22 protein-coding genes are annotated in these 22,955 nt (G+C 41.3%); 9 read left to right on the top strand and 13 right to left on the bottom strand.

All coding sequences use genetic code 11. The annotated features are described in order from the left end of the window. Nucleotides 1-384 precede the first annotated feature (384 nt). The 4 genes from F9817_RS21470 to F9817_RS21455 form a co-directional block, all read right to left on the bottom strand. On the bottom strand, nt 385-1,677 hold the full coding sequence (locus F9817_RS21470) for a PIG-L family deacetylase (protein WP_161158247.1): 1,293 nt from the start codon (nt 1,675-1,677) through the stop codon (nt 385-387). Next, nucleotides 1,664-2,944, bottom strand: a complete 1,281-nt coding sequence (gene waaA / locus F9817_RS21465; protein ID WP_161158246.1) for a lipid IV(A) 3-deoxy-D-manno-octulosonic acid transferase — start codon at nt 2,942-2,944, stop codon at nt 1,664-1,666. The genes F9817_RS21470 and waaA overlap by 14 nt, the downstream gene beginning before the upstream one ends. A gap of 381 nt (nt 2,945-3,325) precedes the next feature. Then, nucleotides 3,326-5,155, bottom strand: a complete 1,830-nt coding sequence (locus F9817_RS21460) for a DUF3413 domain-containing protein (RefSeq protein WP_161158245.1) — start codon at nt 5,153-5,155, stop codon at nt 3,326-3,328. Between the two features lie 175 nt (nt 5,156-5,330). Further along, nucleotides 5,331-6,047 (bottom strand): 3-deoxy-D-manno-octulosonic acid kinase, encoded by a 717-nt coding sequence (locus F9817_RS21455; RefSeq protein ID WP_161158244.1) that lies wholly within the window; start codon nt 6,045-6,047, stop codon nt 5,331-5,333. Nucleotides 6,048-6,481: 434 nt separating this feature from the next. On the opposite strand from F9817_RS21455, the gene F9817_RS21450 reads away from it, so the two are divergent. The 5 genes from F9817_RS21450 (at nt 6,482) to F9817_RS21430 (ending at nt 10,561) form a co-directional block, all read left to right on the top strand. Further along, nucleotides 6,482-7,534: a glycosyltransferase family 9 protein gene (locus F9817_RS21450; protein ID WP_161158243.1), complete on the top strand. Its 1,053-nt coding sequence runs from the start codon at nt 6,482-6,484 to the stop codon at nt 7,532-7,534. A 163-nt stretch (nt 7,535-7,697) separates the two neighbouring features. Then, nucleotides 7,698-8,480, top strand: a complete 783-nt coding sequence (locus F9817_RS21445) for a glycosyltransferase family 2 protein (RefSeq protein WP_161158242.1) — start codon at nt 7,698-7,700, stop codon at nt 8,478-8,480. A gap of 5 nt (nt 8,481-8,485) precedes the next feature. Further along, nucleotides 8,486-9,514: a glycosyltransferase family 4 protein gene (locus F9817_RS21440; RefSeq protein ID WP_161158248.1), complete on the top strand. Its 1,029-nt coding sequence runs from the start codon at nt 8,486-8,488 to the stop codon at nt 9,512-9,514. A 4-nt stretch (nt 9,515-9,518) separates the two neighbouring features. Further along, nucleotides 9,519-10,001, top strand: a complete 483-nt coding sequence (gene coaD, locus F9817_RS21435; protein ID WP_161158241.1) for a pantetheine-phosphate adenylyltransferase — start codon at nt 9,519-9,521, stop codon at nt 9,999-10,001. Next, a complete protein-coding gene (locus tag F9817_RS21430) occupies nt 9,998-10,561 on the top strand; it encodes a YrbL family protein (RefSeq protein WP_161158240.1) in 564 nt (187 codons plus the stop codon). Before coaD ends, F9817_RS21430 begins: the two co-directional genes overlap by 4 nt. Before the next feature lie 26 nt (nt 10,562-10,587). Here the strand turns inward: F9817_RS21430 and F9817_RS21425 are convergent, their stop codons facing one another. The 9 genes from F9817_RS21425 to F9817_RS21385 form a co-directional block, all read right to left on the bottom strand. Next, the gene (locus F9817_RS21425; protein ID WP_161158239.1) at nt 10,588-11,178 is read right to left on the bottom strand and encodes a YrbL family protein; all 591 of its coding nucleotides are present in this window, start codon (nt 11,176-11,178) and stop codon (nt 10,588-10,590) included. Between the two features lie 242 nt (nt 11,179-11,420). After that, entirely contained in the window at nt 11,421-12,113 is a 693-nt protein-coding gene (locus tag F9817_RS21420; protein WP_161158238.1) for a BUD32 family EKC/KEOPS complex subunit, read from the bottom strand. Between the two features lie 109 nt (nt 12,114-12,222). Beyond that, entirely contained in the window at nt 12,223-13,224 is a 1,002-nt protein-coding gene (locus tag F9817_RS21415) for an NAD-dependent epimerase (protein WP_161158237.1), read from the bottom strand. A 47-nt stretch (nt 13,225-13,271) separates the two neighbouring features. Beyond that, entirely contained in the window at nt 13,272-14,081 is an 810-nt protein-coding gene (gene mutM, locus F9817_RS21410; protein WP_161158236.1) for a bifunctional DNA-formamidopyrimidine glycosylase/DNA-(apurinic or apyrimidinic site) lyase, read from the bottom strand. 50 nt (nt 14,082-14,131) lie between these two features. Beyond that, the gene (locus tag F9817_RS21405) at nt 14,132-14,638 is read right to left on the bottom strand and encodes a hypothetical protein (RefSeq protein ID WP_161158235.1); all 507 of its coding nucleotides are present in this window, start codon (nt 14,636-14,638) and stop codon (nt 14,132-14,134) included. A gap of 133 nt (nt 14,639-14,771) precedes the next feature. Continuing rightward, nucleotides 14,772-14,939, bottom strand: coding sequence for a 50S ribosomal protein L33 (gene rpmG, locus F9817_RS21400; RefSeq protein ID WP_089124655.1), 168 nt, complete (start codon nt 14,937-14,939; stop codon nt 14,772-14,774). 13 nt (nt 14,940-14,952) lie between these two features. After that, complete coding sequence (rpmB, locus tag F9817_RS21395; RefSeq protein ID WP_161158234.1) at nt 14,953-15,189, bottom strand: 50S ribosomal protein L28; 237 nt, start codon at nt 15,187-15,189, stop codon at nt 14,953-14,955. Nucleotides 15,190-15,698: 509 nt separating this feature from the next. After that, nucleotides 15,699-16,373 carry a RadC family protein gene (gene radC, locus F9817_RS21390; RefSeq protein ID WP_161158233.1) on the bottom strand — a complete coding sequence of 225 codons (675 nt, stop codon included), beginning with the start codon at nt 16,371-16,373 and terminating at the stop codon, nt 15,699-15,701. 131 nt (nt 16,374-16,504) lie between these two features. Next, nucleotides 16,505-18,187, bottom strand: a complete 1,683-nt coding sequence (locus F9817_RS21385) for a methyl-accepting chemotaxis protein (protein ID WP_161158232.1) — start codon at nt 18,185-18,187, stop codon at nt 16,505-16,507. Nucleotides 18,188-18,482: 295 nt separating this feature from the next. Here F9817_RS21385 and coaBC point away from each other — a divergent pair, with 295 nt between their 5' ends. From coaBC to lpxL, 4 genes are all read left to right on the top strand, one after another. Continuing rightward, nucleotides 18,483-19,682: a bifunctional phosphopantothenoylcysteine decarboxylase/phosphopantothenate--cysteine ligase CoaBC gene (coaBC, locus tag F9817_RS21380; RefSeq protein ID WP_161158231.1), complete on the top strand. Its 1,200-nt coding sequence runs from the start codon at nt 18,483-18,485 to the stop codon at nt 19,680-19,682. Between the two features lie 81 nt (nt 19,683-19,763). Continuing rightward, nucleotides 19,764-20,354 carry a nucleoid occlusion factor SlmA gene (gene slmA / locus F9817_RS21375; RefSeq protein ID WP_161158230.1) on the top strand — a complete coding sequence of 197 codons (591 nt, stop codon included), beginning with the start codon at nt 19,764-19,766 and terminating at the stop codon, nt 20,352-20,354. Between the two features lie 21 nt (nt 20,355-20,375). Beyond that, the gene (locus F9817_RS21370) at nt 20,376-21,623 is read left to right on the top strand and encodes a hypothetical protein (RefSeq protein ID WP_161158229.1); all 1,248 of its coding nucleotides are present in this window, start codon (nt 20,376-20,378) and stop codon (nt 21,621-21,623) included. A 79-nt stretch (nt 21,624-21,702) separates the two neighbouring features. Continuing rightward, nucleotides 21,703-22,656 (top strand): LpxL/LpxP family Kdo(2)-lipid IV(A) lauroyl/palmitoleoyl acyltransferase, encoded by a 954-nt coding sequence (gene lpxL / locus F9817_RS21365; protein WP_161158228.1) that lies wholly within the window; start codon nt 21,703-21,705, stop codon nt 22,654-22,656. Nucleotides 22,657-22,955 lie beyond the last annotated feature (299 nt).

The following is a 22,955-nucleotide window of genomic DNA, read 5'->3' as shown; positions in this document are numbered from 1 at the left end:
AGTCTATTTTTCCTTCATGAAAATAGGATTATTGGATGAAAGACAGAAGAGAATTGTTCGACTAAGCTAGGGACAGGTGTAAACCATGTCCCCGGTTTAAAACGTAAACGATGTCCACTTTGTACAGGGGTTACCTCAACGATCTCGTGGCTAATTTTATTCGTAAATTCATGCTGTTAATTAACACAACGACACGCTCAATATGTTCAACGATTCCCTCACCCACGGGCTTGCTGGTATCCCCCTCCCCAAGGGGAGGGAGCTGGTTCAACGATCGCGGATACTTCAACGTTCAATGAACCAACAGACCAAACACATCTGTAGTGGTCAATAAATTCCAAGCTCGATCTGGTCCAGTATTCGCTGATAATAAAGTGATTATTTCTAGGTGGTTTGCAGTAATTGCTGCTGGAATTGCAGCCCTTCGACGACAGTAAAGACCTCAGCCGCTTTGATATGTGTTTGAAAATACGTATGGTTGCCGTAATAACGATACCCGTAACCAAACCGTTTTTCCTTCCACCAGCGCTTCAACTTCTTATCAAATTTTAAATTAGCTTTAAGATCGTGCATGGTATCAAATGAAACCACTTTGGCTTTTTGCTCTTCTAACGAGAGGTGGTGACTAAACACTTTCACATGTTTGATCTTTTGATATTCACTAAAGAAAGGCGCTAATGCTGTATTAGTATGTTCGGGACCATAAGGAAAATCTCGAATGCCTCGTAAATGGTTTACATACATTAAGACATGACGTGGATGATACTGGCTTTGCTCCATTGCCATCGCTAATGCGAGTGCCGCAGCACGATGCTCAAAATGAGGGTCAACTTCAGGGTCTGTGACTAATACCGTTGCTGGCTGAATTCTGGTCAATAATTCCGCTAACTCAGATACCATAGCCCGTGGAGAGTTCTCACCAACTAGGTCGTTAGATAAACTGATACGGTTCAAACGGCGAAATGCAGTTGGGTTAACGCTCTGCCCCACACCATACGTAACCGCTTTTTCTGGCTCATTTAATAAATTCTCAACGGTCACCCCGGTATAACCTAAATAAACGAGTTGATTTTCAGGTACCCCAGCCAAAAGTGGAGTTGTCATGCTATTCCAGTTACGGATTGCAGCTTTACGCTGAATACCTGTTTCCATGTTGTCATCCAACCCTGGGATATATTGCTTATCCAGTTTCTGGAGAGTTTCACCAGCATAGAGCGTGACTATCCAGATATTACGGTGCCACTTAGCATAAAGGCCATAAGCAGCTAATTCAGCATCATCCGCATGGGGGGCGATAATCAGTGTTGGACCTTGTTCAAGTGACGGATTGGTAAAAAACAACAAATGAGCATCACTATCCATTTGGCAATCTATGGCTTTTAGCTTGACTGATGCCAGATCGGAAAACTGCGATAAATTTAAATAACGACGTCCCTTCTGCCCTGCTTCGTAGTATTGCTGATGCTCTCTACCTTCCGGAGTCATATATGGGTGAGACATTTCGATATGTCCCATTTTCTTTTTACTACTCGAAGTGTACTGAAACTCAAGTAGCACAGTCACATTCGTTAGTTCAGGTAGTTCACTCGTATCAAACGATAACATCCCATTTTTATTAATTTGGGTTGGCAATCGCCAGTCTGGTGTTAAAGGATGTTGGTAATCAAGATTCTTCATGGGGAAATAATCCGGCTAAAGTATTGTTAATTGAGCCTCGGTTACGGTTGACCACCTGCTGCGCTTGGGCACCTTGCTCAGCGATGTTTGCTGGTTCACTAAATAGTGTTATCAACTGTTGGCTAATCGAATCTGCTGAATCACACACCACAGTTGCTTGGGCTACTAATAACTGATTCGTAATATCGGTAAAATTAAAATAACTAGGTCCTGTTATGGTTGGTAATCCTAGCGCTGCGGGTTCAAGTAAATTGTGCCCACCAACTTTGTCTCCAATTAGGCTACCGCCCATAAAACAGACATCGCAAGCCGCAAGTAATTGCTTCATTTCGCCCATGGTATCAGCTAAGTAGACTTGTATATTATGACCAATTTCTGTTGTTTGCGTTCTTCTTACGGCACGAAGCTTCATTTGCTTAACTAACTCAAATACCGATTGAAAACGCTCCGGGTGGCGAGGAACTAACACTAACAGTGCATCAGGATATTTCTCAAGAAGATGTTGATGAGCGTTCAATACGATTTCATCCTCACCTTGGTGGGTACTCGCAGCAATCCATACTTGGCGCTGTTGCCCGATTGTATTTCTCAAAGACAACCCCGCGGCCTTGTCCTCTGGAGATATCGATATATCAAACTTTAACGACCCCGTTACCGATAATTGATCATGGGAAAAACCCAGTTGAGCAAAACGTTGTGCATCATCTTGATGCAAACAGTAAATATGATGAATATGACGCGCTAAAAAGCGGCCAAGTGACGCTAATTTTTGATACCTCTGAGCACTTCGCTCCGAAAGCCGTGCATTAATGATGGAAATAGGAATCCCTTGTTGATGGGTAACTGCCAACGTATTTGGCCATAACTCTGTTTCCATAATGAGCAATTGGCTAGGGTTAATAGTGCGAATAAAGCGCTTTATCGCCCAAGGAAAGTCTAATGGCATAAAACGGTGTTCGACCAAATCTCCTAGCTTTTCAGCTTGTTGAGCACCGGTCGTGGTGGTTGTCGTCAAGACTACCGTTTTATTTGGAGAACATTTTTTTAATGTTCGGACAAAATCACTCGCACCTAACACTTCACCGACAGACACGGTATGCAGCCAAATAATTTCATCGGCTTGTGTATGAGTTACTGGTGCACAAAAACCAAAGTACTCTTTCCAGCGTTTCCCAATATGAGGTTTATCCGCATGCTTTTTGAGTAATGAATAAAGGAAAAATGGCGAGACTAACGTGATGAGTAAAGTGTACAGCGCTCGAAACATATCAGTGGGTATCAACCTGGTTGGGAGTTAAGCATTGCCTAAACTCACGAAAATAACGATTGGGGTTATTTTGGTCGAAATTAGAGGAGAAATCACGAATATTTGATGAATAACTTGAGTTTTGACTTATGTAAACGCAGTCTCCAGATCATTTTGTAAAGTATGTCTCCGGTTTGTACGCCCGAACAGGTCCTCCCCAAGGGGAGGGAGCTTGTTCGCCACTTTCTGTAACGCCAGTGAATATTGTTGGCTCAACCACCAGCAAAACCTGCATTCACCTAACTAACAAACCAAGTACAGAAACACATCACGAGCTCGATCTGGTCCTCCCCCTTCCAGGGGGAGTTAGAGGGGGTTATCCCAGCGATCTCATGCCTGATTTTATTTAATGAATCGACTGATTTGCTCCAATGCCCCTTTTAAGTACTGGAAGTTGGGTTGTTTATCTTCAATAGGGCGATTGGTTTTATCTAATAATTCATACATTCCTGTTGCGGAGTTCACTTCCAGAATCGTTTTATCCGTTATCACCGCATACCCAGTATATTTTGCCGAAATAACCCATGGACGTGCTTGGATAGGATCCAGCATATCAATCCCCGTCGAGTAATCTGCAATAGGGTTAGTAACGCCTAAATAGTAATGCAATAACGTAGGAGCCACATCCTCATGGCTCGTTACTTTAGTCTCCACACTATGTTTTAGCCCAGGCGCTAATACGACAAACGGTACATGAGTCTGATACGGAGTAAAGTTACTGTTATGTCCCCAATAGTTCAGTTTATTATCATTCAGCTCTTGCCCATGGTCGCCAGTAATGAAGACCACGGTGTTATCTAACTCACCACTCGCCTTCAATTTATCCAACACCTTACCAGCTAAACTGTCCGTAAAATGCACGGCAGTTTTATAGCGATTCATAAATGGCGTAACGTCAAAATCGTTGTTCAACTTTAAATAATCGACATCTTTCAGGTATGGCTGAAACTTGTGGGGGTAATTGTCTGGGAAGTCATACCCATGTGGCGAATCGTAAAAAATAAACGAAAAACTAGGTTTGGATTTATCGTGATGCTCAAACCATTGCATCCAGTCATGATTCACATCCTGATCACGCTCAGAAGGAGAATTACCATCCGAATTTAAACGTAAATGTGGAACATGGCGGAATATCGTTCTATCAAACGGAATACCATCCAATTTCGCAGACGTAAATGCTTCCACGTCATACCCTAACTGCTGCAATCTATCGATTAAAACAGGTGAACGCTGACTGGCTAAAAAAGCCTGCCAATAAGTCGATGGAATGCCATAAAACAGACCGAAAATACCCGCTCTCGTCGCATTACCTGTGGAAATATGGTTGTCATAAATCCTTCCCTGCTGCGCATACTTCCATAGATTAGGGGCCACATCTTGGGTAAAACTGTCATAACGCCATGAATCAATGACCAAAAATAGAACATTGAGTGGTTTATTAACCCGTTCAGTCTCTAATGGAGATAGAGGATAATTAAGATCACTGCGCTTTTTCCCTTTTAAAGATTTAGCTTCAGCGACGACTTCAGGATTAATCCAGCCCATTTTCTTCATGAGCGAATTGGCGGTTAAAGGATAAAAAAGTGGCAGATAGCGATCGGTCATCAGCACTGATTGACGGCCATTTGCCGATCCCCAAGTATGAATGGCATTTGAAGTGAGTAAGCAGACAAAAATAAACCAGCAAAATGCTTTTCCATAACGAAAACGCAGTTGCTGCATCCTATTTTCAGCAAAACTGACCAGCCATCGTTCGATGATTAAAACAGCGACGGCACAGCCAACAACTTTTACCCAAGTGACAACCGCAAAAGACACCACTTGTCCCGACATAATTAACTGCAACACGACAGAGTTAATGTGGAAACGATATTGAGCAAATACGAAGGTATCAATAACCAAGAGTGACAAAGCAAGGGTAGCAATCAGCGCTAACACCCAGCGAACCCATCGAGAAGGTAATATCAGAAATGGTATGCCGATAAGGGCAAGGATTCCAGCAAGCAAAGACATTTGGCTTAATACGGATGTCACCAAGAAGGTTAAACCAAGAGAATCTGTGGGAATGACAGGTAAATATTGAAAATATCTGGTTGCAATCACTATCGCAATCAGTGCATTAATCAATGCAAAAAGCCCAAGCGTTCTTAGCTTGCCCTTGAAATCTTTCATAGCAGGAAACCTTTTTGCAGTACTCCCACTTGAAATGTATTAGAGAAACGGTAAGTGGTCGCAACTGAATGATAAAACCTATAATCCATTAACCATAGTTTCACTCTTTACTGTAATAAAGTAAGGAGATGAAAAACCATGATTTATAGTGGCTTATCAATTAAAACTGACAGTCCTATTGAAAAGATGAGTCATAGCCATCCATCAGCCATGACCAGCACTCAAGAGACCATGGTTCAAAAAAATGCGGCTGCTCTTTGAGAAAGGAGCGTTGTAGACGTTCGAGGTTTTTTTGTTGCCATTGATCGGATTGAGGAGCAAACCCACATTTATCAAAATCAATAATCCAAACCTTCTGATATTGGTCGATTAAGATATTGTGAATATTAAGATCAGTATGATTCACGCCTGCATTATGCATACGCCGAATCATTTTACCTATCTCTTGATAGATTTCTTTATTAAGAACCCTATTCTGTAAAATGTCCACTAAATCTTGAGCATTGGGCACTTTTTCGCTCAATAAATCAGCACGATATAAAAAGCCACATTTTACGGCTCTTGCAGCGATAGGACGAGGAACATTAACATTCGCATTTTGTAAACATTGAAGAAGTTCAAACTCTTGATAGCTACGAGTTTTTTCCCAGCTAGAGAACCAATACTGGTCTTTTACAAACTTACCAAATAAGCCCCCGCGACGATAATGTCTCAATGCAGCTTCGAGATCAGGTAATTGAACAAACCAAGTTGTACCGCGACCTTGAGCAGAACCGGTAACCTTACCTTGTTGCTGCCAGTATTCAGGATCAAAACAACGCGCAGGTCCATCCGATAATAATTCATCGTCATACCAAATGGTTTGATTGCCTTGTTGCAGTACTTGATTCACGCGATTTCCTCACTACTTTGCTGATTTATCATAAGCATAGGTGTCTGATAACCGACGTATTCTAACACAGTTTATAAAATGTATTGCTGAAGTAAACTTATAAGGGTGGCCCAAGTGAGGATTCACAAAATCAATAATAAAATCATTAATATAAAATGAAAAACCTCAAGATAACACCTTGGTTAATGGCATCGTTCGCACGTTATTCGATACATTTCTCCTTTTGAGAGTAGACGCTCAGACTCAGTCACAATAGAATTCAACTTCTATTCCTTAAATATCACAAAACCCAACACCATGGTGACAATTTGAGGAAACAATGACAGGTATAATCCTTCCGGTTATCCTAACTCTGAATTCATATGGAATACGCGGTAAAATAATCCGCTCCCTTGAGGATAATTCCAACGACAAAAGTTCGAAGTGAGTACCTAATGACTTTGTTTACCTCTGCTCCGCAATCGCTATGTGTGTTGCGGCTTTCTGCCATCGGTGATGTTTGTAATACCGTTGCCGCTATTCAAGCCATTCAACGTACATGGCCGAAAACGAAAATCACTTGGATCACAGGTAAACTTGAAGCACATTTAATTAGTGATTTACCTGGTATTGAAGTCATCGTTTTTGATAAAAAACAGGGATGGAAAGGATACAAAACCTTATGGGCATCACTTAAAGGCCGAGAATTTGATGCCTTACTTCATATGCAATATGCACTGCGTGCCAGTATTGCCACATTAGGGATCAAAGCTAAATATAAATTGGGATTCGACGCCACTCGTAGTCAAGATTTTCAAACTTGGTTTACCAATGTGAAGGTTCCCTCTCCTGTCACTCCTCATGTCCTCGACGGCTTATTGGCTTTTGGTACGTGCTTAGGGGTGAAGGACATGACACCTAAATGGTCGATCCCTTATCAAAAAGAAGATGCCAACTGGGCTAACCAAGTCATTGATCAGCAGAAAAAAAATGTGGTCATTGTTCCTGGAGCCAGTAAAGCCTACAAAAACTGGACAGCACAGGGTTATGCTCGGGTGATAGAGCATGCTCAGCGTAAAGGTTTTCATGTCATTTTAGCTGGAAGCCCCTCACCAGTAGAAACACAACTTTGTGCCGAAGTGATAGCAAAGCTTTCATCTCCAGTCACTAATGTTGTCGGCCAAAGCTCTATCAAGCAAATGCTCGCCTTATTGGATAACGCTGATTTAGTTATCGCACCCGATACAGGGCCAGCCCATATGGCTAACGCGATGGGAACGGCCGTGATCGGTTTGTATGCCCATCACAACCCTGAACGTACTGGTCCGTATAATTACCGCGATTACGTTGTTTCTGCTTATGAAGAGGCAATAGCAGAAGAACATCATAAGCCATTAGAGCAACTTGATTGGCGTACCCGAGTTAAAGACGAAACAGCAATGCAACGTATTAAGCCGCAACAAGTGATCACCATGTTTAATAAGGTTATTGGAGACTTATGGCGCTAAAATCGCTAATATTGCTCACTTTCATCGCATTATGAGACAAATATTAGTCATTATGTCGTCTTCAACGCTACGCTGTAGTTTGCCATTTGTTATCACTGCGACGACGAAAATATTGAACATCCATCAGCCTAAAATCACACTTAGGCCTTGAGAGAGAAAAAGAATGATTACAGGTATTGTCATTACATTAAACGAATCCAAAAATATTCGAGAATGCATTCAATCACTGCAGACTGTGTGCTCCGAGGTTATCATAGTCGATTCACTCAGTACCGATGATACTCAAACTATCGCCAAAGAAATGGGAGCGATTGTCGTTGAACAAGCGTATTTAGGGGATGGTTTCCAAAAAAATGTAGGCTTGCCTCATGCCAGTAATGATTGGATTCTCAGCATTGATGCCGATGAGCGTTTGACTGATGAAGCCATAGAGCAAATTAAACAGTTGAACTTAACCGATACCCATCATGATGCGTTTGCATTCCGTCGTCGCAATTACATAGGCAGTCGCTGGATTAAACAATGTGGCTGGTACCCAGACTACTGTATTCGTTTATATAACCGTCAAAAAACCAAGTTCTCTGAAGTTAAACAGCACGCTTCCGTTCAAGCAAATGCTCCTCAACATTTGAATTGCGACCTTATTCACTACTCTTTTGAAAATATTGGTCAGCTGTTTGCTAAGCCTGGACGTAATTTCAGTGGCCGTGCAGCTAAGATTATGTATCAAAAGGGGAAACGCGCTAATTCACTATCTCCTTTTACGCATGGCCTAAGTGCATTCGTTCGTAAATATATTATGCAAAAAGGCTTTCTTGGTGGCGTAGACGGAATGACAGTCGCACTCAGTGCTTCTATTAATAGCTACTTAAAATATGCCAAGTTATTAGAGTATCAACGTGATCCTAAAGTCCTCGAGCAAGAAGACTTTAATAAAGTTTGGTAATGACCATGAAGATTTGCCACATCAATCTTGCTTCTGGGTATCATGGTGGGGAAAACCAAACCCTGCAGTTAATTAAACAGCAAATTGAGCTAGGTTATGAGCTCACTGTGGTTGCCAACCCAAAAAGCCCATTTTCTGACGCGATTAAAAAGCTTAATTGCAAACTGGTTTTGGTTACTCATTATTTACTAGGCCATGCAAAATCGGCCACTGAAGGATGCCAACTAATCCATGTCCACGAAGGAAGAGCAATCTACTGGGCTTGGATTCAATCTAAACTATTTGGTATTCCCTATATTGTCACTCGCCGCATCGATAACCCTTTAAAGAAAAAATGGCTTGCTACTCAAGCCTATTCAGGCGCATCTGCCCTAGTTGGACTAAGTGACGAAATCGTAAGCCGCATCAAGGCGGCTTATCCTAACGCTTCAATTTATAAAATACCGAGCTCCCCTGTCACCTATCCTGTTATCGAACAAGATGTTAAAGCTATCCGTAAACGTTTCGAGCATAAGTTTTTAGTCATACAAGCGGCTAATATGCTTAAGCATAAAGGATTCGACGTTACGATTAATGCAGCAAAACAACTCGAGAATTCTCATCCAGACATTCATTTTGCTCTACTTGGCGATGGCAAGGAACGCTCAATTTTAGAAGAGCAAGCAGCGTCCATTAGCAACTTATCATTTATGGGAAAACAGAGTAACATGGGGACGTGGTTTGCCGCCGCAGATATGCAAGTGCATCCATCATACTCTGAAGGGCTTGGCTCAGTTATTTTGGAGGGGTTAAATAGCGGACTGGTAGTGGCAGCAACACGTGCTGGCGGTATTCCTGACATCATAGAAGATCATGTTTCAGGACTACTCATTGACCCCGGAAACAGTAACGAGCTAGCAAAAGCCATTGTAGCGATAAAAGAGGATCCTAAATTACGCACCTCATTAATCGCTGGCTCTCGACATAAATTACAAGAATTCAAAATTGAGCATACCGCTCAACTTTATTACAACATATATAAAAATATTAAATAACGTCATGATTAAAAAAGTAATTTATCCAGGGACGTTCGATCCATTAACAAATGGGCATCTTGATATAATTCAGCGCTCTGCGGCTATGTTTGACCACGTTGTAGTGGGTATCGCTGCCAGTCCGTCGAAAAATACGATGTTTACCTTGGACGAACGTGTTGCATTAGCAGGCCAAGCCACACAACACCTAAGTAACGTTAGCGTTCAGGGGTTTTCTGGCTTATTAATTGACTTCGTCAAACAAGAAAAAGTCGATATCTTAATTCGAGGGTTAAGAACGACTATTGATTTTGAATACGAATTTGGCCTTACCAATATGTATCGCCGCTTCGCCCCTAAGTTAGAAAGTATTTTTCTCACCCCAACAGAAGAGTATATGTTCCTTTCTTCTTCTATCGTGCGTGAAGTCGCGATTCATGGTGGGGAAATCTCAGAGTTTGTTCCACCAGCGGTCGCTAAGGCTATCGCTCAAAAGGTGAAGTCGTGATTGATTTATCCAAGGCCAAGTTAATCGGTCAGGGGTCTGAGAGGCAATGTTTTCAGCACCCAGAAAAACCCGATCGCTGTATAAAGATTCGTTATAACAAAAAACGTCGTGTAGATGAAAGCATCAGGGAGTATCGTTACGCTAAAAAGTATTTGATAGGAAAAGAATTACCTGTAGCACTTCCTCTTTCTTGGGTAGAGACATCTAAAGGCCCCGGATTAGAATGCGAATTGGTTCTTGATAAAAATGGTGAAATTGCTGACACCTTACTCGCGACACTCAATAAAGAAAACAGTGTTGATCTAAATAAACTCAAAGAAGCGGCTTGGGCATTTCGGGACAAACTTTTATCTATCCCCGTTTCCGTAACCGATATGCGCTTGCAAAATATCTGTATTCGAGAGAATAGATCTGGTGGATATGAGTTGATTTTGATTGATGGGATTGGGTTTGCCAATTTTATCAAAGTAGGAAAACTTTTCCCTTCTTACACCTACCGGCAAACGGCAGAAAGAATCGATCGTGCATTTAAACATATTCTGTTTGCGCAGAATGCTTAAATAGCCCCGGGCTTAAGGCACATGGTTTAAGCGTGCTTAAGCCCTAATCGATGAATCAAATTTGGCCAGTTTTTTCTTAATTTATACCGAGCCATAAAGCCAACCCTAGTATAAATAAAAGATTTCATCCCCAAGCGCCGAGGCCCCACTCCATCGATTATGTAGGGTTTTAGACTCTTGTTTTCTGTTTTGACTAAAATTTGGTCCGGATTGATATCTCCCACCATAATGCCGTATTTCAGCAAATAGTGTTGTAACTCCTCAATGACATGGCTAGCTTGAGCACTGCTAATTTGTTTTTCAGCGAGCATCTTATCAAGCCTTTGGGCAGGTCGGATATCACAATCAACAACACGGTCAAAAACTAACCCCGTGCCGTAGTTGGTTTCAACCACACCATGATATTCCGGTAAGTATGTGAACGGAACATTTTGCTCTTTCAGGTAATTGAAATACTGTTGCTCAATCACATTCTGCGAGCGATGAAAAACGCCAGGTTTCGTTACCTTAATACACAAGAGCTCATTATCAGGATGAATAAAACATAGTCGTTCGTTACCAGCCCCAAGCAGTAAGCTGGTATCGAGGTTGACCTTTTTGTGACAGATTTCCTGCATAGTCTACTCACTTTCAAACACTCGTCTATCCAAACGGCCAGACATATATTCAACTCAATCATCGTGGGTAAGAACTACATACAAAGATTCTTACTGCTAACACGACTAAGGTGTCATGATATGTTTCAAGAATACTACAGAAAAATGACACCTGCCAATTGGGAAATATTAGAGAATGTTAAGATAGTGATATTAGTGACAATTCACGTCAAAACTACAAAAATACTTATCCTCACCGACTACTAACGCCTAACTAATCCCCTTATGGATTGCTTATATTGACGTCTTGTCTGCTTGAACCTTTCCTTGATATCGTAGACTTTAATAAAAGGGATAATACTATAAGAAGAGGTATTAGAGACTTGCATATAAGAATGAAGAAATTGAGAGAAAAGTTCTTGATTACCCATTTCTTTACGTATTCTGAAAAATTCCCACCCTCTCATTATCTTAAAATAAAGTGAATTATATCGAGCAATCTTCGCCATACCGAAATCGAATGCATAATAATTGTTTTTTACTTTGACGAAATTATCACACTTAGCATCTATTACTAATACATCATGTTGATGAAGCTCATGAATAGCTTGTGAGATAGGTTTTATAATATCTATTGTGTAAGTTGAGCTCACAGAACCTTGTAATATGCTTTTCAGGTACTTAGCCTTGATCCTTTTGTTGGATTCATTAGTGACAATAGCGATATTATCAGGACATAAGATTGATTTTTTCTTCAAATGCTGAATAACATTGTACTCAACATCCCACACTTTATTCTTTCTCTTATTTTTATAATCAAATTCCTTTAATACATATTTATTATCGATAATTGAAGTTTTTCTCCATGAGTTTGTATACGTTCGATCACTGTATACAATAATATTTTCTGACTGATTAAGTATTTCTCTTATACTTTTTTCATTATTAACTAACACAAACCACCTGACATAAATTTACATTTTTATGTCAGGAATTTTAATATAATTTGACAATCCAATACAATATCGAAGATCAAATAAAATCATTCATATTATGAAGTCTATGTTATTGATAATATTGCTTATACCAAGCAACAAATTCTTTAACACCTTCTTTAACACCAACTTTAGGCTTATAACCAGTTACTGCGAAGAGTTCTTTTGTATCCGCATACGTCGCATACACATCCCCTGGTTGCATTGGCATAAAGTTTTTCTTTGCTTCAACGCCAAGTGCTTCTTCTAAAGCCTCAATATAGTCCATCAGTTTTACAGGGCTACCATGACCAATATTATAAATACGGTAAGGGGCTGAGCTGGTTGCTGGGGTGCCATCTTCTACGGTCCAATGTGCATCTCGAGTCGGCACAACGTCTTGAATACGCAAAATACCTTCGACGATATCATCTATATAGGTGAAATCTCGCTGCATATCACCATTGTTATACACATCGATGCTGTCACCTTTCATAATGGCATTGGTAAATTTAAATAATGCCATATCTGGTCGGCCCCAAGGACCATACACGGTAAAAAAGCGTAATCCAGTCGTTGGAACATCATAAAGATGAGAATAACTATGAGCCATCATCTCGTTCGATTTTTTAGTTGCCGCATAAAGAGAGACCGGGTGATCGACTGAATCTGAGGTATCAAATGGCATCTTGCGGTTTAGCCCATACACAGAACTTGATGAAGCATAGATGAGATGTTCAACCTTATTATGTCGACATCCCTCTAATACCGCTAGATGACCGATTAAATTACTATCCGCATACGCCATCGGGTTTTCAATTGAGTAACGAACGCCTGCTTGGGCTGCAAGATGGATGACTCGATTAAATTTTTGTTCACTAAATAGATTTGCCATTCCCTCTCGATCAGCTAAATCTAATTCAATAAAACGAAACAATCGATGCTCAATACGTTTTAAACGATCCAGTTTAAGCGATACGGGGTAATAATCATTTAAATTATCAATACCGATAACTTGATGGCCCAAGGCACAAAGACGCTCAACAACTGAGGAACCGATAAAGCCAGCGGCTCCCGTAACAAGATATTTCATTCTCTTTACTCAATCTAAGTTTATTTATTCATCTGTTATAACAATATTTAGTGTTGGCAAATTCTACAAAAAAACGTATTTCTCTGCCCAATTTTTTGCTCTTGTATCAACGCTCCACACACAGGACAAGGCTCTCCACCTTTACCGTAGACTCGCAATTCTTGAGCAAAATAGCCTGGTTTACCGTCTGCTTGAGCAAAATCTTTTAACGTCGTACCGCCTTGTTGAATCGAATAGGCCAAAACGGACTTTATTTCGCTCACCAACATTTGCCACTCTTTAGCAGTGATAGACCCCGCCATTCGAGTCGGTAAGATGCCCGATGTAAACAAAGATTCGTTTGCATAGATATTGCCTACGCCAACGACATGTTTGTTATCCATAATAAATTGTTTAATCGCGACGCGTTTTCCTTGCGCTCGCTCATGCATATATTTAGCAGTGAAACCTTCGCTAAGCGGCTCAGGACCTAAGTTAGCTAACACTTGATGACTGGCCCCTTTTTCACACCAGAGCCAAGCACCAAATCGACGAGGATCGTTATAACGTAAAACTTTACCATTACACATAAACAGATCGACATGATCATGCTTACCGGCTTCAATCGGTGCATCAAGTACTCTCAACGAGCCAGACATCCCCAAATGCACTATTGCAGTGCCAACGTCCGTTTCCAGCAATAAATACTTTGCTCTGCGGCGAATATCACGAATCACTTGCCCTTCTAATTTTTTCAGATCATAAGGGATTTCCCAACGCAATTTCGGCGCCCGAACTTCGATTCGTTTCACTTTTTCGCCCACTAGATGGGGTGAAATACCAAGTCGACTAACCTCTACCTCAGGTAATTCAGGCATAATACTTCCCTTTTGTACTTATTTTTTCGATTAGTCTACCGCTTCACTACTCAGAACGATACCGATTTGGTCAGAGTAGGAATGATGTAGTTTTTATCGACCGAAATAGCCACCCACCGGTTTTGCCATGTTTTGAATACCCAAAACTTTTGGCCTTGGTAGTATGTGATCCTTTGAGGCTCTTCCTGATCGTCGTACCACACTTCAACGGTACCGGGGTTACCTAGGGTATCTTCTATCGAATGAAAGGTCTTTTCATCAATCACAGTGCCGCTAAGTTCCAGCCAATGCTCCACTAATTGATCTGCAGTTATAGGTAGGATCTTGTCTGAATGCCAGTGTTGTGACTTTTTCACTAATGTATAGTGAGTGAAGTTCATCTCTTTTAGTGATTTTGCCGGATTCAAGACATGGGGATATTGGGGTTGTTGGTGACTTTGAGGCTCAATAAGGTAGGTTTTGATTATTGTCGGTAGGTTGAGTAAACCGATAAATACGATAACCAATATGATGAGTATATTATTCCAACGGCGACGACGGGCTGGTGGTACTCGCATATTATCCTCTCTAGGTGGTCAGTCAGTTAACTCTATGAAACTAAGAAATAACTATAACCAAAGCTAGATGATAGGCAATAAAAAACCCAACCTATTGGTTGGGTTTTATTACACTCTGCAAAAAAGCAATCAATTACTTGATTTTCGCTTCTTTGTAAATAACGTGTTGGCGAACTACTGGATCAAATTTTTTGATCTCGAATTTGCCTGGCATGTTACGTTTGTTTTTGTCAGTAGTGTAAAAGTGACCAGTACCTGCAGAAGATACTAGACGAATTTTCTCACGAATGCCTTTAGCCATGGTTCAATTCCTCTTAAACGTTTTCGCCACGTGCACGGATATCAGTAAGAACGGTATCAATACCTTTCTTATCGATGATACGCATGCCTTTAGCAGATAGACGTAGTTTAACAAAACGTTTTTCGCTCTCTACCCAGAAACGATGAGTTTGTAGGTTCGGCAGAAAACGACGCTTAGTAGCATTTCGTGCGTGTGAACGGTTGTTACCCGTTACTGGACGCTTACCAGTTACTTGGCATACTCGGGACATGAATGTCTTCTCCAAATCGTTTCAGCTCGATATCAACCTTGCTTGCTGGCCGAACCTCTATCTCTAAAATTTAAGAAGTTGAGGTTAAAAACCAATATGGAAAATCCATACAAGGCTATCAAAGGTCGCGCATTATACTAACTTGCCATGCATTGCTCAAGACCCGAACAGATCCTTTTTGAAGGATTCCCTGATCTTTTTTTCTCTGGCGAGCTGATTAGTGTTTAAAAATGTTTGCGAATAGTATCAGATTTTAGCCAACTAACAAGGGAAAAAGTCATCGGTTGCCTAATCCTAATCCCATGATGCTCTTTATAAAGTTGGGATTTTTTGACCTAAGCTGTGTAATCATGACAAAGCGCTTTGTTTTTTCATGTTAATTTTTCTCAAAGCGATCATTTCGCCTAAAAATTTTTTTTATTTTATTCAAAAAAATCCATTCAGGCGTCACCAACCATTGCTCTTTTTTTACCCTAACTCATGCATTTTTCATCACTAATCTGCTTATTTTAAATCCAACCCCTTTCAGCAAATGAGATAACTTCACCGTCTCCAACCACAAAATGGTCTAATACTCGAATATCTACCAGCATGAGTGCTTCAACAAGACGTTGAGTAATTCGCCGATCAGACTGGCTAGGTTCAGCCACACCTGATGGGTGGTTATGCGCCAAAATGACAGCCGCCGCATTATGATATAACGCTCTTTTTAATACTTCTCTCGGATAAACAGACGCAGAATCAATGGTGCCCTCAAATAAGATTTCATCTTTTATCACTCGATGCTGATTATCGAGGAATAGCAAGTAGAAGGCTTCTCTTTGGCGATCGCGTAAACGGCTTGATAAATAAAGTTTAGTCTGCTGTGGGCTTGTCAAAGCTTCACCGCGTTGAAGCGTCTCTGACAAATAACGCTGGGTCATCTCGATTACGGCTTGGAGTTGCACATACTTAGCAACACCCAACCCTTTACGTTGGCAGAACTCTTCTTGGGATGAAGAGAAGAGTGCACGTAGTGATCCAAAATCTTTTAACAATTGGTCAGCAAGCACTAAGACATTCATCCCTGTTGTCCCAGTTCGCAGAAATATCGCTAAGAGTTCGGCATCACTGAGCGAATCAGCGCCTCGCTGCAAGAGCTTTTCTCTAGGCAGAGAGTCTGCCGGCAAGTGTTTTAACTTCATCTTATGACTCCAGAGCAACCAGCCCTAATAAAGACAAACACTCATAGCAGACTCAAGATTCCAATTTTTAACCTTCGAGCGACTTCACTAATAAATCATCCCCATACAATTATCTATTTCCAAATTAACGATTACGCGACCTTAAAGTTACTGACCAACTCTCTCATTTCGTCACCAGAAAGCGATAACTGCTGACCAATAGTGACGGACTCTTTCACGCCATCCCCCAATTCATTCACAATCTGCTGAATATGGACGAGGTTTTGGTTAATTTCCTCAGAGACTAAACTTTGCTCTTCGGCAGCAGAAGCGGTTTGGATCCCCATCTCTTGAATCACACTGATGGATTCCGCCATACCCAATAAACTTTGACGGATTCTCTCAGAATCCTGGGAAGTCTTTTCACCTCGGTGCTGGCTTAGCTGCATACTTTTTACCGCTTTTTCTACACCTTGATTAAGCTCTTTGAGCATATTATTGATCTCTTGCGTACTGTCTTGAGTACGACTTGCTAAAGAGCGAACTTCATCGGCAACCACAGCAAAGCCTCTTCCTTGTTCACCAGCTCGAGCAGCCTCTATTGCAGCATTGAGCGCCAGTAGATTAGTTTGTTCAGCAATCTCACCAATCACACCCAACACCTTAGTAATACTGGTCGCATGCTGTTGCAGCTCACCTATCGCAGAGGAGGTTACCTCTACTTCGTGGATTAAAGCACTAATGCCTTGTACTGCTTCATCCACTTCAACTTGTGCTTCTGATATTCTCTGATTTGCCGCTTCTATTGAATGCGCGGTGGAATTGGTATTTTGCGCAACTTCGCGCGCAGTAGCACTCATTTCCGTCACTGCAGTAACGACTTTATCTGTTTCCAAACTGTGTTCGCTCATTTGCCTATCTGCAGATTGTGTTTGCTGATTTAATTTCGTCACAGCGATTTCAATACCGGCCTCTGCGCGACTGACGTTCTGCATCATTTTTTGTATTTTAGCGACAAAGGAGTTAAATGCGCGGGCTGCATCACCAATTTCATCTTGGCTTTCAACCGCTAGACGAGCCGTCAAATCACCATCCCCTGACGCCATTCCTTGTAATGATTCCGCAAGATGTTTGATAGGTAATACACCTCGAGAGACTAACACGCTCACCACAATCACAGTAATCAATAATCCACCAAGCGATAAAACAATGGCAGACCACATTTGAGAAGCGAGTTGCGCTTTTTTCTGGTGCTGATACTTCGCTATTTGGTTATCAATATCATCAACGTATACACCCGTACCAATTATCCAATCCCATTTAGGTAGGTATTGCTGATAACCAAGCTTGGGCGCAGCATGGTGCAAAGAGGGTTTATTCCAAGAAAATTCTAGATAGCCATCCCCTTCTTTTGCCGAACGAATGATTTCCTGAATAACCGGCAAACCATTTTCATCTTTCATGTTGTACAGGTTCTTTCCAACTAGGCTTTGATTGCTTCCATGAAGCACTGCAACGCCTTTTGAGTTATAGCCAAAAAAGTAACCATCCGTTGCAAAGCGCATCGCTTCCAAAATCTGCTTCGCCTGAGCTTTGTTTTCTCCATTTTTATCATGATCATATAAAGGCTTAACTGAAGTCATCGCCAGTTTTATATAGGCTTTTAACTCCGCTTTACGTGTTGATATGAGGTCTGCGCGATAACGAGTCATCTCTTGGTCAAGGCTGCTCACACCATTACGGTAAAACACCGCAGTCACAATAGATGTCACGATAACAAGTGGGAGTACAGTTAATAGCAGCAATTTGGGCTTACTACGTAGTGATATAGACATAAGTACACCTTTTCTTTTTATTTATTGACACAACAAACAGGCAGGCAGAAATCTTTGTTGTGTTGGCCATTTTTTCTCTGAAAAACGATTCAACTCAATCACTTCTTAAGCAATAGATTGAATATTTTTTACTGTCTCATATCCGTACAACTGGAAGGGTGACGCGGTCGGTATTTTATTGTGTTAATCCACATTAATTGCATAGATTTCAATTTTCTAAACGGGCGTTAGCCGTACTCTGACATATGAGGGTAGTTGTGCTAGCATAGCGACCAGAATTTTTGAGGAATCCAGAATGCAGACATTAGCAGGAAAAAAAATTCTGCTGGGCATCAGTGGCGGTATCGCAGCGTATAAATGCGCAGAGTTAACCCGTCGTCTGATTGAACGTGGCGCAGAAGTCCGCGTTGTAATGACCAAAGCAGCAGAAGCCTTTATCACCCCACTTACGATGCAAGCAGTATCAGGTAAACCCGTGTCAGATAGCTTGTTTGATCCTGCTGCTGAAGCATCTATGGGACATATTGAATTAGCAAAATGGGCAGACATGGTATTGTTAGCGCCAGCAACTGCTGATTTAATTGGTCGTATCGCCGCAGGTATGGGTAATGATCTTCTGACGACTTTAGTACTCGCAACTGATGCGTCGGTTGTTGTATCTCCTGCGATGAATCAACAAATGTACCGCAATATTGCCACTCAAGAGAATATTGCCACTCTCGAACGTCGTGGTTATACCATTTGGGGGCCCGATGCTGGAGAGCAGGCCTGTGGTGATGTTGGCCCCGGTCGTATGCTCGATCCAATGGAACTGGTCCATCGCTGCGAGGCATTTTTTGGCCCAAAGCCCCTTAATGGAAAACAGATACTAATAACAGCAGGACCAACCAGAGAAGCGCTTGATCCCGTCCGTTATTTAACAAATTACAGCTCTGGTAAAATGGGATTTGCGATTGCAGCTGCTGCGGCTAAACTAGGTGCAACCGTCACTTTAGTGGCTGGGCCTGTAAACCTATCAACTCCCGCAAACGTGAATCGTATTGATGTGATCAGCTCTCTTGATATGTATAACGCAGTGATGTCACAAGCCGCTTCTCATGACGTTTTTATTGCTTGTGCTGCGGTTGCAGATTACCGACCTGACGTGGTAGCGGAGCAAAAAATCAAAAAAACCGATGATAATGATAACCTCATCATTACTATGGTAAAAAATCCTGATATCGTAGCATCAGTCGCCGCGATGACAGAACAACGCCCCTTTACAGTGGGCTTTGCTGCAGAAACACAAGATGTGGAACAATATGCTCGCAGCAAACTACAAAGAAAAAATCTCGATATGATTTGTGCTAACGATGTCTCGGTTGCCGGTCAGGGGTTTAATAGTGATGAGAATGCACTCACTGTATTCTGGAATGAGGGTGAGCAAACTCTGCCTTTAACGAGTAAATCCCAACTTGCTCAATCTTTAATGCTATTAATTAATCGTCAGTTATAAAAAACCAATAACAAATGACGCTTACTGTCACTAAGCGTCTATTTTCATTCAAGTAGTGGTAATCATAAGGAAAATCGGGTTATGGCCGGTACTAAGAAATCGAATCGTCGTGAAGAAATTCTGCAAGCATTAGCGGAAATGCTGGAATCTCATGAAGGAGCTTCTCGTATTACGACCGCCAAATTGGCCAAACAAGTAGGGGTTTCTGAAGCCGCTTTATATCGCCACTTTCCAAGTAAAGCGAGAATGTTTGAGGGGTTAATCGAGTTTATCGAAGAATCACTTATGTCTCGTATTAACCTGATTTTAGACGAAGAAAAAGACACACTGAATCGGATTCGCTTGGTTTTGCAATTGGTTCTCGCGTTCTCAGAACGTAACCCAGGTTTGACACGAATCTTATCCGGGCATGCTCTAATGTTTGAAAATGAACGTTTACGCGATCGTATCAACCAACTTTTTGAACGTATTGAAACTTCATTACGTCAAATCTTGCGTGAACGTAAATTACGTGAAGGAAAATCTTTCCCCGTAGAAGAAAGTATTTTAGCCGCTCAATTGCTCGGCCAAGTAGAAGGTAGTCTTAACCGTTTTGTGCGTTCCAATTTTAAATACCTTCCAACGGAAAACTTTGAGCAATACTGGACACTCTTAAGTGCTCAAATTAAGTAAAACAATACGAGACCACCAGCAATGCTAAAAGTGATCACTGAATTTTTCTCTGCTGCACAGCAACAAGCTCTGCCTTTTGTTTTTATTCGTCCTAAACCAATTAGAGAACCTGATATTTATCAAGGTGACTTTGATCTTTTAGTCAACCCAGAAGCCCTCAACGATCTATTGCGCTTATTCCATCGAATTTGTAGTGCTAATGCGATTAACTTTCGTATCGAACGTGTGAAATATGAAAAAACAACGGTCACTTTATTTGCTCATTCACTGGAACACTGCGTTGAATTCGATATCTGGACAGAGCTAGACATTAAAGACCGTTTATTGCCTAAAGGAACCCATATCCCGTGGTATAAACTTGCTGAGCAGCAACAGATCATCGAAAAAGAAGGGCACTTTACACTGAGTGATAATATTGCAGCACTGTTTTATTTATCCCATATGCACTCTAAACATAAAAAGTTAGAGAGCGAAGAAGTTCAATATCGGCTCAACTATTATCGCCAACTGCCGAATTTGGATTCTGAGGTAAAATATCTGTTTGATGATGTCTCTGAAGAAAAAATGCGCCTCGCGAATAAACAGTTACAAGATAGAGGATTATTCGCGCAACAATCACAGCATCGTTTAGCTCAAGTGTTCTACCGCTTGAAGAAGAAACTGGCCAAATCCAGTCGAGTTATTGCCGTTGTTGGCCCAGATGGAGTAGGCAAAACCACCGTGATTAAGCAGTTGACGAAACGCTATCGCGCCAAATACTACATGTATAAAAAGACATTTCGTCGTAGTTTTCTCTATTTATTTTTGCGCAAACTCACTTGGAACAAAATTGACCTTCAATATGGTCCATTAGATAAAAATCAGTACGACGATATTCAACATATTAAGCTATTTTGGATTAGCTTAGTGTCTGGTTACTGTAAAGCGTTCTTATGCCGTTTTGGTAAAACTACGATTTTTGACCGCTTTTACATAGATTTGTTGATCACGGGCTCTCGCTCAATGGAAACGCCATTGACCATGTACCCAACCTCTCGCGAACTTATAAAAAAAGCACCAACGCCAAGCTGCATTGTGCAGTTAGATGCTCCAGAGGCGACTATTTTAGGTCGTAAAGAAGAGCTATCAGTGCAACATATTCAGCAATTTCGTGAGATGTATTTTGAATTGAGTATCGCTTCAAATACGCCAACTTATGTCTATATCAATACCTATCATTCGTTAGAAAAAACCTTTGAATTTATTGATAAACTAGACTTAAAGCTTTAATTGAGAGTGAAGCCTCCAGACAAGGAGTTTTCATGATTGTTTTGTATTTACTCTGTTCCATGCCTAAAAAGAAAACGTTATGACACACCAAGCCAGTTTTGATAAACCAACTTTTTCCTATGCTCTACTCGCTCCCAAGTATTGGGGAGTATGGTTAGGCTTTGGCTTCTTAGCTCTTGTTGTCAATATTTTACCCTACTCAGTCTTGCTTAAAATTGGCCGTGGTTTTGGTAAATTAGCGATGCGATTTAGTAAAGGTCGCGTTCATACTGCTCATCGCAACCTTGAACTCGCTTTCCCAGAAAAAACTCAAGAAGAGATTCGTGCTTTTGTCATAGAAAACTTTAAAAACACCGGGGCTGGTCTGATTGAAACAGGCATTACCTGGTTTTGGCCGACTTGGCGCTTTAAACGCCGCATCGTAGAACACAACGTCCAACCTTTGCGTGACTATGAAAATGAAGGCAAAGGTGTGCTGCTATGCTGTGTTCATGCTCTCAATTTGGAGGTGACTGCTCGAGCTTTCGCCATCATTGGATTACCTGGATATGGGGTATTTCGCCCGCACAATAACCCGGCTTATAACTTAATCCAGTATTGGGGGCGCTCGCATAATGGCAATTTGATGGTCGATCGTAAAGATTTAAAGAAAATGGTTCGTGTTATGCGTGAAGGCTACCGCTTATTCTATTTACCTGATCACGACTACGGTAGAAAAAATGCAGCTTATGTACCTCTTTTCGCAGTGGAAGATGCCTGTACCACAACCGGTACAAGTGTGCTCGCTAAGCTGAGTAAATGCGGTATTGTTATTGGCTCTGGCTTTAGAAATCAAGAGGGAAAATACGACATCATTGCGGATAAAATTGTTGGTCACGATTTTCCTCAACGTGATGCCGTTGCTGCAGCAGCCTATATGAATCAATTTGTTGAAGAGCTAATCTTACGTGCACCAGAACAGTGGATGTGGTTACATCGCCGCTTCAAACACGAACCAGATCCAGAGAAGAAAGTCGGTCGTCGCTATCAATAATGCTCGATCTGGTTCTCCCCCTTCCGGGGGAGTTAGAGGGGGTTGTTACAACGCTCTCACAGTTAAATATATCTTAAAATCAGTTGGTTAATAAAACATCAACGTCACGACTTCCTCAGCCACGGACTCGCTGCTATCCCCCTTGTACAAAGTGGACATCGTTTACGTTTTAAACCGGGGACATGGTTTACACCTGTCCCTAGCTTAGTCGAACAATTCTCTTCTGTCTTTCATCCAATAATCCTATTTTCATGAAGGAAAAATAGACTTCACTGACATCATCATCACTGACATCATCA

The sequence above is a fragment of the Vibrio eleionomae genome, assembly GCF_009874545.1.
GTDB classification, from domain to species: domain Bacteria; phylum Pseudomonadota; class Gammaproteobacteria; order Enterobacterales; family Vibrionaceae; genus Vibrio; species Vibrio nitrifigilis.
The sequence above is the reverse complement of the archived record's forward strand: the minus strand, read 5'-3'. Positions and strand labels throughout refer to the sequence as shown.